12 protein-coding genes are annotated in these 14,657 nt (G+C 32.1%); 7 read left to right on the plus strand and 5 right to left on the minus strand.

Features of this window, described 5'->3' with window-relative positions; all coding sequences use genetic code 11:
* The first annotated feature begins 465 nt into the window (after nt 1-465).
* The 3 genes from B8T70_RS06675 (at nt 466) to B8T70_RS06685 (ending at nt 2,559) form a co-directional block, all read left to right on the plus strand.
* Nucleotides 466-900: a GNAT family N-acetyltransferase gene (locus B8T70_RS06675; RefSeq protein WP_086894341.1), complete on the plus strand. Its 435-nt coding sequence runs from the start codon at nt 466-468 to the stop codon at nt 898-900.
* Nucleotides 901-941: 41 nt separating this feature from the next.
* Complete coding sequence (locus B8T70_RS06680) at nt 942-2,015, plus strand: alanine/ornithine racemase family PLP-dependent enzyme (protein WP_086894342.1); 1,074 nt, start codon at nt 942-944, stop codon at nt 2,013-2,015.
* A 169-nt stretch (nt 2,016-2,184) separates the two neighbouring features.
* Complete coding sequence (locus B8T70_RS06685) at nt 2,185-2,559, plus strand: DUF2255 family protein (protein WP_086894343.1); 375 nt, start codon at nt 2,185-2,187, stop codon at nt 2,557-2,559.
* 100 nt (nt 2,560-2,659) lie between these two features.
* Here the strand turns inward: B8T70_RS06685 and B8T70_RS06690 are convergent, their stop codons facing one another.
* Nucleotides 2,660-3,067 (minus strand): RidA family protein, encoded by a 408-nt coding sequence (locus B8T70_RS06690; RefSeq protein WP_086894344.1) that lies wholly within the window; start codon nt 3,065-3,067, stop codon nt 2,660-2,662.
* A 326-nt stretch (nt 3,068-3,393) separates the two neighbouring features.
* Here B8T70_RS06690 and B8T70_RS06695 point away from each other — a divergent pair, with 326 nt between their 5' ends.
* The gene (locus tag B8T70_RS06695) at nt 3,394-4,830 is read left to right on the plus strand and encodes a S41 family peptidase (protein WP_086894345.1); all 1,437 of its coding nucleotides are present in this window, start codon (nt 3,394-3,396) and stop codon (nt 4,828-4,830) included.
* A 336-nt stretch (nt 4,831-5,166) separates the two neighbouring features.
* Nucleotides 5,167-6,483 carry an ammonium transporter gene (locus tag B8T70_RS06700; protein WP_039118927.1) on the plus strand — a complete coding sequence of 439 codons (1,317 nt, stop codon included), beginning with the start codon at nt 5,167-5,169 and terminating at the stop codon, nt 6,481-6,483.
* A 92-nt stretch (nt 6,484-6,575) separates the two neighbouring features.
* Here B8T70_RS06700 and B8T70_RS06705 read toward each other — a convergent pair whose 3' ends face one another.
* The 3 genes from B8T70_RS06705 to B8T70_RS06715 form a co-directional block, all read right to left on the minus strand.
* Nucleotides 6,576-8,681 carry a thioredoxin family protein gene (locus B8T70_RS06705; RefSeq protein ID WP_086894346.1) on the minus strand — a complete coding sequence of 702 codons (2,106 nt, stop codon included), beginning with the start codon at nt 8,679-8,681 and terminating at the stop codon, nt 6,576-6,578.
* Entirely contained in the window at nt 8,681-9,988 is a 1,308-nt protein-coding gene (gene tilS, locus B8T70_RS06710; RefSeq protein WP_086894347.1) for a tRNA lysidine(34) synthetase TilS, read from the minus strand. Before tilS ends, B8T70_RS06705 begins: the two co-directional genes overlap by 1 nt.
* A 76-nt stretch (nt 9,989-10,064) precedes the next feature.
* A complete protein-coding gene (locus B8T70_RS06715) occupies nt 10,065-11,351 on the minus strand; it encodes an anthranilate synthase component I family protein (protein WP_086894386.1) in 1,287 nt (428 codons plus the stop codon).
* Between the two features lie 210 nt (nt 11,352-11,561).
* Between B8T70_RS06715 and B8T70_RS06720 the strand changes: the two genes are divergently transcribed.
* Complete coding sequence (locus B8T70_RS06720) at nt 11,562-12,467, plus strand: DUF4349 domain-containing protein (RefSeq protein WP_086894348.1); 906 nt, start codon at nt 11,562-11,564, stop codon at nt 12,465-12,467.
* A 189-nt stretch (nt 12,468-12,656) separates the two neighbouring features.
* A complete protein-coding gene (locus B8T70_RS06725; RefSeq protein ID WP_039113901.1) occupies nt 12,657-13,034 on the plus strand; it encodes a hypothetical protein in 378 nt (125 codons plus the stop codon).
* Nucleotides 13,035-13,210: 176 nt separating this feature from the next.
* Here the strand turns inward: B8T70_RS06725 and lpdA are convergent, their stop codons facing one another.
* Nucleotides 13,211-14,614, minus strand: a complete 1,404-nt coding sequence (gene lpdA / locus B8T70_RS06730) for a dihydrolipoyl dehydrogenase (protein WP_086894349.1) — start codon at nt 14,612-14,614, stop codon at nt 13,211-13,213.
* Between the last annotated feature and the right edge of the window lie 43 nt (nt 14,615-14,657).

A 14,657-nucleotide genomic window follows, 5' to 3' on the forward strand; every position in this document is an offset into this window, starting at 1 on the left:
TGCCACAGATTAAAAGGATTAAAAGATTTCAAAAAAAACAACCACAAATTTCACTAATTTCCACAAATTCATTTCTTACTTAAAAAGCGTTTTTACCACGAACTTAAAAATTTAAGAGGATTCTTAAACTTTGCGGTCTTTGCGTAATCCTTTGCGAACTCTGCTGTTAATTTCCTCTCTCAGATTACATTTTTTTCTCTTATAAATCAACAAAATCGACCCGCTTACTATTTGTCCAAAACAAAATAAGCGGGTTCTTTTTGCCCATTTTCGGTTATTTTTCCTTAAATTGCGAAAATATCTATCACGTTTTTAGTCAAAAAACGTATTTGCACATTTTATCAAATGCGATTTTACCAATCAGGAATCTGACTAAAAAACATACCAATTTGCAATTCATATTGCATCTTTTGCCTATCGAAAAAATTTCATAATCGGGCACAATAATCTAAAAAGAATAACAAAATGGAATTCAAAATAATTACTCCTGAACAAGGAGAGGATAAAACATTTACTAATGAAATAATTGCTAAATTTCTTCATACTCATCTGGAACAATATGGCGATACAATCGAAGATATATTAAAAGCTATCGCATATGTAATGAACCCTGCAAAAGGCGGAAAAATTGTTCTTGCAATAGAAGAAGAAAACATTGTGGGAGCTTGTGTCCTAAACCATACAGGAATGAAAGATTATATTCCCGAAAATATATTGGTATATATAGCAGTCGACAAAAGCCAAAGAGGAAAAGGTTACGGAAAAAAACTAATGCAAAAAGTAATTGATACTGCCAAAGGAAATATTGCATTGCATGTTGAGCCAGATAATCCAGCTAAAATTCTATACGAGAAACTAGGCTTTACAAATAAATACCTAGAAATGCGTTTAATTAAATAAACCTCAACTAGTATTTCAATTTAAAAAAAGAAAAGAACGCAATGGCATTCATCAAATTATACCGCAAAAAACTAGAGGAGAATTATACTTTTCTGAACAACATTTTTATTTCCAAAAATATTAAGTGGGGTGTTGTATCTAAGCTTTTATGCGGTAATAAAATATATCTTAAAGAAATAATTGCTTTGGGTGTTACCGAAATTCATGATTCGAGGGTTAGTAATCTAAGAAAAATTAAATCATTAGACCCAAATATTCAAACCGTATATATTAAACCTCCTGCAAAGCGAAGTATCGCAAGCATTGTAAAATATGCCGATGTTAGTTTTAACACTGAGATTTATACGATACAAATGCTTTCTAGCGAAGCGCAGAAACAAAATAAAATCCATAAAATCATTATTATGATTGAAATGGGTGATTTACGCGAGGGCGTAATGGGCGAAGATTTAGTTGAATTTTACGGGCAGGTTTTTAGTCTGCCTAATATTGAAGTTCTTGGTATTGGTACAAACCTTAATTGCTTGAGTGGCGTAATGCCTACTCAGGACAAACTGATTCAGTTAAGTTTATACAAACAACTTATCGAGGCAAAATTTAATATTAGCATCCCGTGGGTTTCTGGCGGAACTTCAGTCGCATTGCCTTTGATCATAAAGAATGCAAGACCTATGGAGGTTAACCATTTTAGAATTGGTGAAGCATTATTCTTTGGGAAAGATTTGTTTACTGGAGAAACTATCGAGGGAATGCACAACGATGTTTTCAAGCTTTATACGGAGATTATCGAAATAACCGAAAAACCAGATATCCCAACAGGTGAATTAGGCGAAAATGTAGCAGGAAATACTTTTTCTATGAATGATACCGAAGATTTTGGCGGCACTTCTTTACGTGCAATTCTGGATATTGGTTTACTCGATATGCAACCTCAATATTTAGAATCTGATGATGCCGAAATAAGCATTGTCGATGCCAGCTCGGATATGTTAGTAATTGATATTTCTAAGTCTAAAAAGAAATACAAAATTGGTGACTTAGTATCGTTTAACATTAGATACATGGGCGCACTGTATCTTTTAAACTCCGATTATATCGAAAAAACTATAGAATAGATAATTCTTTGTAAAATAATTATCTATAAAATTATATAATAGCAATCGCAATTTAATAATATTATAATGCTATCCCTAAATAACTCGATTCTATCAAATGGTGCAAAATATTCGTTAGTAAATACTTTTATTTACAATCTTATATAAAATATAATTTTAGCACAACAATATGAAAAACTTTGATACTGAAACAATCGATTTTATTGAGAACAACAATCTTATTGGAATAAAAGCGGGAAATGAAAGACTAAACTTCCTTAATATTTGGATGGTTACCGTTGATAATAGAATATTTGCAAGATCATGGGGTTTTGCTGAAAGAAGTTGGTACAATACATTCCTAAAAGATGCTGATGGAGAAATAAAATGCAGAGAAAGAGTTATCAAAATATCTGCTGTTATACCAAAAGATATCGCCTTGCTCAACAAAAAAATAAACGAAGCCTACTTAAAAAAGTACGATTCAGGTAATAATTCTTTTTACGCTCACGGAATAATTAAAGAGGAACATATTGCAAAAACTATGGAATTTATAGTTTTGTAAATATCAATTATGAGTATAATAATGAATACTATCTAATTAAAACAAATAAAAAACGAGATGATTACCATCTCGTTTTTTATTTATTTCTGCCCCAGTATCTCTATTTTGCAGCCCAGATTTCGATTTCTAATTTAATCTCTGGTAATCCCAAAGCTGTAATATATCCAATAGTCATTGACGGATATACTTCTCCAAAAAAAGCATTCCATACAGCATAAAAAGCATCCCAATCTATTTCTTGAGTTGCCCAGATATTTACCTTGATAACATCATTGGCTACCAATTCCTGACTTTCCAAAACAGCTTTTATATTCTGAAAAGTATTAACTACTTGTTCGTTAAAATTATCTGGCAAATTTCCTTCTTTACTTGTACCTATCTGACCAGAAAAAGTATAAATATCTGCATTACCTGATATTTTCGTAACATGAGAATAATTACCAACTGGAGCTGATAATGTACTTGGATTTGACCTTGTTACTGCTTTTATCTTATTGTTTTCACTCATTTTTGTTTCTAATAATGATTAAATTTTGACAACTTTTGTTTCTCAAATAATTTCGAGCTTAACAAATTTAAAAGATGCAATTATAAATCTACTTCCCATTTTGAAATATTTAACTTGTTACATTGCCATAAAAATCAATACTTCGCATTGATTCATCACTAATAAAAAAGTCCTATTCTTTATTATAACTTCAATTATATTAAAAAAACAGAGTAACTTATTATTTATAAATGATTTACAATAAAATTATATATTAGCATGTATATTTCCGTAACCATTTATTATTTAAGCATCAAAGCATTTCAATCAATCAAACCTAACTAATCATGAAAAACAAATTCCCCCCTTCAAAAAGCAAGATTTCCTATTTTAATCACAGACATATTTCTCTTCTAATACTGTTCTTTGTTTTCACATTAAATGCAAGCGCTCAACAAAAAATAATTACGGAGAAATTCAAGAAAGAAACTGTTTTAAAAATCGATTCTTTATTACAAGTAAATTATATATTTCCCGATAAAGCCAAATTAATTGGGAATCATTTAAAAGCCGCATATAAAGAAGGTAAATTTAAAAAATATGACTTATTAGACTCTTTTGCAGTAGCATTAACAAAAGAAGTACGATTTATTAATAATGATAAGCATCTTGGAATTTGGCCTAAATTTATTCCTCCTGTTGAGGAGAAAAAAGATTTAAATAAAGATTCTTATGAAATTTACCTGCACAATTATACCGACAATCGCAAACTAGCAAATGGCTTTAGAGAAGCCAAACTAATTGATAGCAATGTAGGATATATTAAATATAATAATTTCATACACGAAACCGATCAAACAATCGATTCTTATATGCGCTTACTAGAAAATGCCGATGCTATTATTATTGATTTAAGAAATAATGGAGGCGGTAGCCCAAAAACTGTTCAGTATTTATGTAGTTATTTTTTCAAAGATCCTATATTACTAAACACTTTATATTTTAGAAAAGATAATTTTACTGAGGAATTTTGGGTAAAAGAAGTAAACGGAAAAAAATTGATTGATGTTCCTTTGTTCATTATTACTAGTCCAAAAACTTTTTCGGGAGCCGAAGAATTCAGCTATAATATGCAAACCCAAAAAAGAGCAACACTAGTTGGAGAAACAACTGGTGGAGGAGCTAATCCTGGCGAACCCTATGAAATTAACAGTCGATTAGAAATATTCGTTCCTACCGGAACTGGAATAAACCCAATTACAAAAACAAACTGGGAAGGTATTGGTGTAATTCCAGAATATAAAACTACTCCAGATATGGCTTATGATAAAGCTGTAGAACTGGCACAAAAAACTGCTTTTGATTACAGAAATAAAAAGGCTGCTGAATCTAAAAATCTTTATTTGGAACTACAAAAAACTGTTGATCAACAAACGAAACCTCTTAACGAAAGTGATTATGCTAAAATGGATCAGCAAATATTTAATGCTGTAAAAAAATTAACTGAATCGAACTTATACAAAGAAGATGATATTGATGCATTAGCTTCACAATACACAAAGACAAAGCCTTTTATTACCGAATCCATCTTAAAAAGCAATACCGAGTTGTATCCAAAATCGCCTATTGCCTTTTTAAAATACGGTGATCTTCTGGAACAAAACGGAAAGAAAAGTAACGCCATAATAGCTTTAAAAAAATCTGTAGAAATTGCTACAGAAATTAAAGCTCCTTATCTGGAAGGATTAACAAAACGCTATGAAAGTGTTTTAAAAGGGAAATAGTTTTTATACCGTAATACAAAGGGACTAAATGTACACTGCATTTAGTCCCTTTTTTATTTAGAATACCTTACATAAAATAATAAACTCTTAGAATCAGATAATGTTTTTTGATGTCATAAAACAAAACTGACAATTTTAATTAAAACTTAATCTTCAAACTCAGCATTCATAAATTTCGCCATTCATAAAATTCAATTTTAGCATAGTTTTTAATTACTACCATCAAAATTAAGGGGGTCAAAATGAAAATTTAACAAAAATCAAACATCAAATACTATTTTTTAATGGGGTATTAAATCATTTTATACTTTTATCGAAATTTAAAACTAACCAACTATGCGAAAAATTATTTTAACTGTGATTCTAATCACGATTTTGGTATTAACCTTTCTCTCTAATTTTATCCTGTCCGATAGCCCTACCCCAACCGAAGCTGTAAAGTTTGATACTGGCGATACTGCCTGGATGATTGTTGCAACGGCATTTGTATTACTAATGACTCCAGGATTAGGTTTCTTTTACGGAGGTATGGTTGGCAAGAAAAACGTAATTAGCACCATGCTACAAAGTTTTATGGCAATGGTAATTGTAACCATTTTATGGGTAGTCGTTGCCTTCGGGTTAGCCTTTGGTCCAACAATAGGAGGAATTATAGGCGATCCAACTTCTAATTTATTTTTTCAAGGTGTAGGCACCAATACCGCATGGAGTCTTGCCCCTACTATTCCGTTTATGCTATTTGCATTATTTCAGGCAAAATTTGCCATTATAACTCCTGCATTAATTACAGGTGCATTTGCAGAACGTGTTCGTTTTTGGGCATATTTATTATTCATGGTTTTATTTATACTAGTTATATACTCTCCTTTGGCACATATGACATGGCATCCAGAAGGTATTTTCTTTAAGATGGGAGTACTTGACTTTGCTGGAGGAACAGTTGTACATATGAGCGCAGGTTGGGCCGCATTAGCCGGAGCTATATTTTTAGGAAAAAGAAAAGTACAAAAAGTAAATCCAGCTCGTATTACATATGTGTTACTAGGAACTGCATTATTATGGTTTGGATGGTTTGGCTTTAATGCAGGTTCAGCCTTAGGAGCAAATGGTTTAGCTGTTCAGGCATTAGGTACAACTACAGTTGCAGCCGCAGCCGCAGCAATGGCTTGGGTATTTCTTGATAAAATTTTAGGACATAAACTATCAGCACTTGGAGCTTGTATCGGGGCAGTTGTAGGTCTTGTAGCTATTACGCCTGCTGCTGGTTTCGTAAGTATTCCTCACGCAATCTTTATCGGAGCATTTGCTGCCATTGTAAGTAATCTTGTAGTAGCTAAATTTCCTAAAGGAGAAATTGATGATGCGCTAGATGTTTTTGCTTGTCACGGTGTTGGTGGTATGGTAGGAATGTTATTAACTGGTGTTTTTGCTTCTAAAGCCATAAACCCACTTGTTGGAGATAATCAAGGTCTTATTTTTGGAACCTCAACATTATTCACAAACCAATTAATAGCAATGGTAATTGTATCCATTTTTGCTTTTGTAGGTTCTTATATCCTTTTCTTTATTGTAAATAAAATTACGCCTCTAAGAGTTACTGAAGAAAAAGAAGAACTAGGATTAGACATTTCTCAACACGGAGAATTTTTATAAAAAAAATGCCTTAAAAATTATTTTAAAGCATCTTTATATACCGAGTAACATAAAAACAAAAAGACCAATCTTAGATTGGTCTTTTTTATTATTTACTTAAATTTTGAAATTCCTTCTTTTAGCCATTTCAAATATTCATCTGCTCCAACATAACTAATTGTTGGTTTAGAAGTATTTAAATTCTTACCCTCTAAATCGGTTATGATATATAAAGGTTGTGTATTGGTTTTATATTTAGAAATCATAAAATCAGTCCATTTATCACCTACAGTAATAATCTTATCTCCTGTAGCTGCTACGTATTGTTCTTCCGCAGGCAATTCGCGTTTATCATCAACATATAAAGAAATAAGTACCACATCATTTTTTAAAATTGGTAATATTCTTTCGTCAGACCAAACATTGTTTTCCATTTTTCTACAATTCACACAAGCATAACCTGTAAAATCTAGCATAATTGGTTTATTGATTGATTTAGCAAAAGCTACTCCATCTTCATAATCATGAAAAACCATGATTCCGTGTGGGCCTAATTCTGCTCCATCAGGTAATCCTTTATCCGAACCAAGACCTGAATTACTTGACCCTCCTACTCCAAACGGACTTTCGCTATATTGTGGTGGTGGTGGAAAAGCACTAATTAATTTTAATGGCGCTCCCCAAAGTCCAGGAATTAAGTACACAGTAAACACAAGTGTAAGTAATCCTAAATATAAACGTCCAACTGATATATGTGCCAAAGGGCTATCGTGTGGCAATGTAATTTTGCCGAATAAGTATAATGTTAAAGCTCCAAAAATCGCAATCCATATTGCTATAAAAACCTCTCTTTCAAGAAAATGTAATTGTAAAACTAAATCGGCATTTGATAAAAATTTGAATGCTAAAGCTAATTCCAGGAATCCTAAAACAACTTTTACAGTGTTTAACCATCCACCCGATTTTGGCAATGAATTTAACCATCCCGGGAACATTGCAAATAACATAAATGGTAAGGCTAAAGCCAATGAGAAACCAAACATTCCAATAACCGGAGCAATTCCACCGTTTGAAGCAGCTTCAACTAATAAAGTTCCAACGATTGGTCCTGTACAAGAAAATGATACAATTGCCAAAGCCAAAGCCATGAATAATATTCCGATTAATCCTCCTCTATCTGCTTGTTGATCTGCTTTATTTGCCCATGAATTTGGCAACATAATTTCAAAAGCTCCCAAAAATGAAGTTGCAAAAACAACTAATATAACAAAGAAGATTAAATTAAACCAAACATCTGTAGACAAAGCATTTAGCGCATCTGCACCAAAAATCCAAGTTACTAACCAACCTAGTGCAACATAAATTACAATAATAGAAATTCCATAAATAATAGCATTTCTAATTCCTTTTGCTCTACTCTTGCTTTGTTTTGTAAAGAAACTAACCGTCATAGGAATCATTGGGAATACACATGGCGTAAGCAATGCTGCAAAACCAGATAAAAATGCAATAAAGAATATAGACCACAAACTTCTTTGCGGAGCTGGTGCAGATGTGTCTGAAGTAGATGAATCTACATCAATATTATCTTTTGTTGTTTCTAAAGCCTTAGTACCTACACTATTTTTTGTAGTATCAACCGCCAAAGCATCTACAGGATCTACTACAACCTCATCTGCTTTTACAATAGCAGTTGCTGCAGCATCAGCATTCATTTTAAAACTAGCTGGAATTGCAATAGAAAACTTCTTATTTAAATTGATACAAACTTCTTTACAAACCTGAAAATCAAATTCAATATCGATTGCTTTTACGCTAGGATTTGTAATTGTTATCTCTTGTTCGATATGCGCTTTTCCTTCAAAGAAAGTTTCATTAACACCAAAAACATCATTAAATGCTGTTCTGGTTTTTCCTTCTTTGGCTTTGCCAACTAAGTTATAGTTTCCTTTTTGATTTTTAAATGAAATCTCTAATGGAAGCGGACCTCCATCTGGTGTAAATTGCGAATACAAATGCCAGTCTTTTTCAATAACTCCATCAAAAATCAATACAAAATTGTTTCCAGATTTCTTTTCAATTTTAGATGTCCACTTTACTGGTTCTAAGATTTGTGCATTTCCTTTTGCAAAAGCAAAAAAGAAAAGCAACAAAAACACAATCGAATTATTCCAGATTTTTTTTGATAGTAAAGCTTGCGGGTAATAGTTTGATTTCATTATTGTAATTCTATTTTAAGTATCTTATTTGTAGTATTTTCTATTTTAAAACGCTCATCTTGTCTGATTCCTACCACCCAAACAATTTGATTATCCGAACACAAAATCCATGTGTTTTCTTTTTCAATCAGGGATAATTTTTCATCTTTAAAAAGTTTACTCACTTTTTTAGATTTTCCATTCATTCCAAATGGATGAAAAACATCACCTTCATTCCACTTTCGTAAAAGCAAAGGAAACTTTATTTTATCGGCGTCCACAAATATAGCTTTATTTGAATCTATAGTTATGTGACCTACGTTACAAAGCCTCAATTTTAAGGGAAAATTAACTTCTTTATCGTTGATTTCTATGTAAAATTCCTCTTGTTGAATTTCAGGAATTGGGCTTAAAATTAATGTTGTTCTGTCTTTCAGTAATCGATATTCTGAAGAAAAAATTTGCTTTCCCGACTGGCTTTCAACTAATTCATAAATATCTTCCCAAGCCGAAAATTCATATTCTTTAAGCCATTGGTATAAATACGATTTATAATTTGCTAATCGTTTTAACTGTTCTAAATCGAAATGAATTTCATCACCAATTTCTTTTGCAACTTGCTGATAAATCATAATCGAAGCATCTTCGACCATAATTTGTGCTTCTTGCAAGAACTCTTGTGTTTTCTGGAAAGCAGCTAAGAAATTAGGATTTATTTCTTTTAAAACTGGAACTAAATCGTGACGAATTTTATTTCGTAAATATTTATTAGATGCATTACTACTATCCTCTCGCCATTCGATAGCATTATCCTCGGCATATTGTTTTATTTCTTCTCTCGAAAATGGTAAAAGCGGACGAATAAGGGGTTCATTTTGCTCTGGAATTCCAATTAATCCATCTAATCCTGTTCCTCTACTTAAATTAATTATAAAGGTTTCCAGATTATCATCGGCATGATGTGCCGTTAAAATATAATCATAACCTTCGGTATCTAAAAGTTCATAAAACCAATTATATCGTAGTTCCCGCGCTGCAACCTGAGTCGAAAGTTTGTAATCTTTGGCAAAAGCTTCGGTATCAAACTGCGTGATAAAAAATTGGCGTTTTAAATTATCAGCAGCATTGCTCACAAATTCCTGATCGCCAAAACTTTCTAATCCTCGTAACTGAAAGTTACAATGCGCAATTGCAAAATCATAATCTAGCTGAGCAAATAAATGTGCCATAACCATACTATCCAAACCTCCGCTTGTAGCTAGTAGTAATTTCTTTTTCTCCAGAAAAGGAAATGTTTGTGTAATATGATTTTTAAATTTTTGAAGCATATTTTAATTTACGTCTTTTATTATGATTTGGTTTTGCAAATCAACTGGTTAAAAATACAAAAAATAGATTTGTTTATTATTGTAATACTTGTTGCATGGCTTTTGCCTTGAGCAAACATTCTTCGTATTCTTTTTCGGGAACTGATTGTGATGTAATTGCACTACCTACTGAAAAGGAAACATATTCTTTTTCCTGATTGTATAAAATGCTTCGGATAACGACATTAAAATCAAAATCTCCCTCTGGCGTAAAATAACCTACTGCCCCACTATACAATCCTCGTTTGGTTTCTTCTAGTTTATCGATGATATTCATTACCGAAATCTTTGGTGCTCCAGTCATACTCCCCATTGGGAAAGTTGTTTTTAAAACATCGATTGGTGAATATTGAGCATCTAGTTTTGAAGTAATCGTCGAAATCATTTGATGCACTTGCAAAAAAGAATAAATCTTGCACAACTCTACCACTTCTACCGAGCCTTTTTGAGCGGTATGCGATAAATCATTTCGAACTAAATCGGTAATCATGATATTTTCGGTACGTTCTTTTGGATCTGCTTCTAACTGCTTTTTAGAATTTTCGTCTTCTATCTTATCTTCAAAACGTTTTGAAGTTCCTTTTATAGGTTGCGAAATTATCGTATCTCCTATTTTACGAATATATCTTTCTGGCGAAGCCGATAGTAAAAACTGTTTATTATTTTTAAAAAAAACAGTTAATGGTGCTTGTGATATTTCATTAAGTTTTTCGAACTTTTCTAATGGATTTATCGTTGCATTTTCTGCGTAAAACTCCATGCAAAAATTAGCTTCATAAATATCTCCACGATGAATATGCTCTAGAACCGAATTGACTTTGGCAATATAATCCTGTTTAGAAATTCGTTGATTGATCAGAAGATTCATTTGGCTTTTTATATCCAACCTTTCACTTTTTACAATTTCATCATAATCTTCTTCGACCTCATCATCACACATTGATAAATATTGAATTTCGAGTTGATCTCCTTTCAATAAAAATATTTTTTTAGGTTGAAAGAAAAATAAATCAGGAAATTCTAATCCATCAAAATTTGTCGATTGTAATTCTTCAATATCGTTTTTTAGGTCGTAGGTAAGATAACCAAAAAGCCAATCTCTGGTCGTTTGTTGGTATTGTTTTAAATCTTCGAATGCGTTATGAAAATCGGTTTTTATAGATGTAAAAGCATCGACAGCCAGCAAACAATCGAAACTTGAATATTCTTGTGGATACAAATTACTATCCATAAAAACAACTTCTCGGTGTTGTTGTGCCCAAACTAAAAGTTGCTGTTTAAAGGCCGCAGGATTCGAAATATGCTTGTGAATTGAAACTCTCAAAAAATTATTTTTTTTATCCGTCAAAATTACGACAAAAAAATTCCTTCGATAAAGTAATCTCAAAAAATATTGGCACGCTTTTTATTACACCACTTTATATTCATTTTATAAAATTGATACGAATATTGAGACAAAACTATTTTTATCCTTTTATAAAAAACACTCTATTAAGTAACCTAATTTATTAATCTATAATTATATCATTTACCCATGAAAACAATTGCAAAATTTGGCATGACTACAGTAGTAATCATCGCACTATTATTTTCCTGCAAAAAAGCAGATACATCTCTCGAAGACTCTGCTGCAGAATCAGCTGCTAGTACAGCTGATACAATTTCGTCATCCGCAGCTGTCGAAAAAAAAGATAGCGATCGTAAATTTATTCGAACCGCCGACATAAAATTTAAGGTCAAAAATGTAGCAAAATCAACTTATGCAATTGAAAACGCAACAACAAAATTTGGAGGTTTTGTTACTTATACTAATTTACAAAGTACAGTACAAGACGAAATACAAACCAAAATAAGTCAAGATAGTACTTTGCAAACCACTAAATATTCGGTAGTAAACGATATTACTATTCGTGTTCCCAACACTCAACTCGATACGGTAATAAAAACCATTGCCAAGCAAATAGATTTTCTGGATTACCGTGTTATCAAAGCCGATGACGTTTCTTTAAAACTGCTTTCGAACCAACTTACTCAAAACAGAAGTGCTGAAAACAGCAAAAGAATCGAGAATGCTATTAATACTAAAGGCAAGAAAATAAATGATGTTATGGAAGCAGAGAATACGCTTGCTGCACAAAAGGAACAAAATGATTCTAGCAAAATCGAAAAACTATCTTTAAAAGATCAGATAAATTTTAGCACCATTACTTTGCAATTGTACCAAAATCAATCTTTAAAACAAGAAGTAGTTGCTAGCATCAAAGACAATAACTCTTATAAACCAAATATTGGTATCGAAATTATTGATGCTTTAAAAAGTGGTTGGTACTTACTACAAGGTATAATTGTCTTTTTTATAAATATTTGGCCATTTATTTTAATTGGTACTGGTGGATTTTTCGTTTATAGAAAATATGTTAAAAAACAGTCTAAAATATAAGAATTCATGTGTTTATTTATAGCGTAAAAATCATTATATTTGACATAACATTAAACAAATCCCAAAGCATCATTAAATAGTTTATACAATTCATAATAATTTAATAATTAAACCCGTTTTTTAATTATTAAAATGAGATTATTTTATATCAAAAATTTTATTTTTTAACCTATAAAAATCATCTATATCATGAAAATCGCCACTATTATTATCCGAACTTTAATTGGTCTTTTATTGCTTTTTGCATCAATCAGCTTTTTCTTCCACCTTATGCCGGCAGAACCTGCAGCAAACGATAATTTTAAAGCTTTTAATTCGGGACTGGTTGCATCAACGTATTTAATGCCATTAGCAAAATCAATAGAATTAATTTGTGGGATTGCTTTTGTAACTGGTCGTTTTGTAACGCTTGCTAACATTTTAATCCTGCCTATTACCATAAACATCTTATTTATTAATTATTTTATGTCTCCAGAAAACTTACCTATTGCAGCTTTGTTATTTCTAGGTAATATATTTTTGATTTATAGATATTGGGATAATTATAAAACTGTTTTTACAGCGTAATAAAGACGCACTTTATTAGACGCATGCGGTGCGTCTCTACAGAACGGTGCATCTCTACAGAACGACCGTGCGTTACCGAAAATTCATAAAAAAACCCGACAATTAATTGTCGGGTTTTTATTTTTGGTATAATTTGTTATGCTAAAAACGCATTGTAGTGCATCTCTACAACGTTTTTATACGTGTAATGCTCTATTATCTGTTGCTGCTAATGCTGCTTCTTTTATTGCTTCTGCAAATGTTGGATGTGCATGACTCATTCTTGAAATATCTTCAGCAGATGCTTTAAATTCCATTGCTGTTACAGCTTCTGCGATTAAATCGGCAGTACGTGCTCCAATCATGTGTACTCCAAGAACCTCATCAGTTTTAGCATCGGCAAGAATTTTAACGAATCCGTCTAAATCTCCACTTGCTCTTGCACGTCCTAATGCTTTAAAAGGAAAACTTCCTACTTTGTACTCTACTCCCGAAGCTTTTAATTGCTCTTCTGTTTGTCCAACAGCTGCAACTTCTGGCCAAGTATAAACTACTCCTGGGATTAGGTTATAATCGATATGTGGTTTTTGTCCTGCTAAGATTTCAGCAACCATTGTTCCTTCTTCTTCCGCTTTGTGAGCTAACATTGCTCCACGAACTACATCTCCAATTGCATAGATATTTGGAACGTTTGTTTGTAAATGATCATTTACTTCAACTTGTCCTCTGTCTGAAATTTTTACTCCAGCTTTATCAGCATTCAATCCGTCTGTGTATGGACGACGCCCTACAGAAACTAATGAATAATCTCCTTCTAGAGTGATTGTTTCTCCTTTTGCATTTTCAGCCTGAACTACAACAACATCGCCGTTTCTTTCTACTGATTTTACTTTATGAGAAACGTAGAATTTCATTCCTTGTTTTTTCAATACTTTAGTTAATTCTTTAGACAATGAACCATCCATTCCTGGAATAATTCTGTCCATGAATTCTACTACTGAAACTTGTGCTCCTAAACGTAAGTAAACTTGCCCAAGCTCGATTCCGATAACTCCACCACCAATAATAACAAGGTGTTTAGGAACTTCTTTTAATGCTAATGCTTCTGTAGAAGTAATAATTCTTTCTTTATCGATCTTGATAAATGGTAAAGATGAAGGTTTAGAACCTGTTGCGATAACAGTATATTTAGCTTCGATTGTTTCTGATGTTCCATCTTCTTTTGCAACTGCAATATGTGTAGCATCTACAAATGAACCTAAACCATTAAAAACGGTAATTTTATTTTTATCCATTAAATAATTAATCCCACCAACAGTTTGGTCTACAACCGCTTGTTTGCGAGCAATCATTTTCTCTAAATTGATTTTTACATCCCCAGAAACTTCAATTCCGTGATCTGCAAAATGTTTAATTTCAGCATAATGATGTGAAGATGACAATAATGCTTTTGAAGGGATACATCCTACATTTAAGCATGTTCCTCCAAGCGAATTGTACTTTTCGATTATAGCTGTTTTGAAACCTAATTGTGCGCAACGAATTGCCGAAACATATCCGCCGGGACCTGAACCTATAATGACTACGTCAAATGAACTCATAGTATTTTGATTTTTTATTTTTTAGCGATACAAAATTAAGGAA

It is taken from the genome of Flavobacterium sp. AJR (genome assembly GCF_002156885.1).
In the GTDB taxonomy this organism is placed as follows: Bacteria; Bacteroidota; Bacteroidia; order Flavobacteriales; family Flavobacteriaceae; genus Flavobacterium.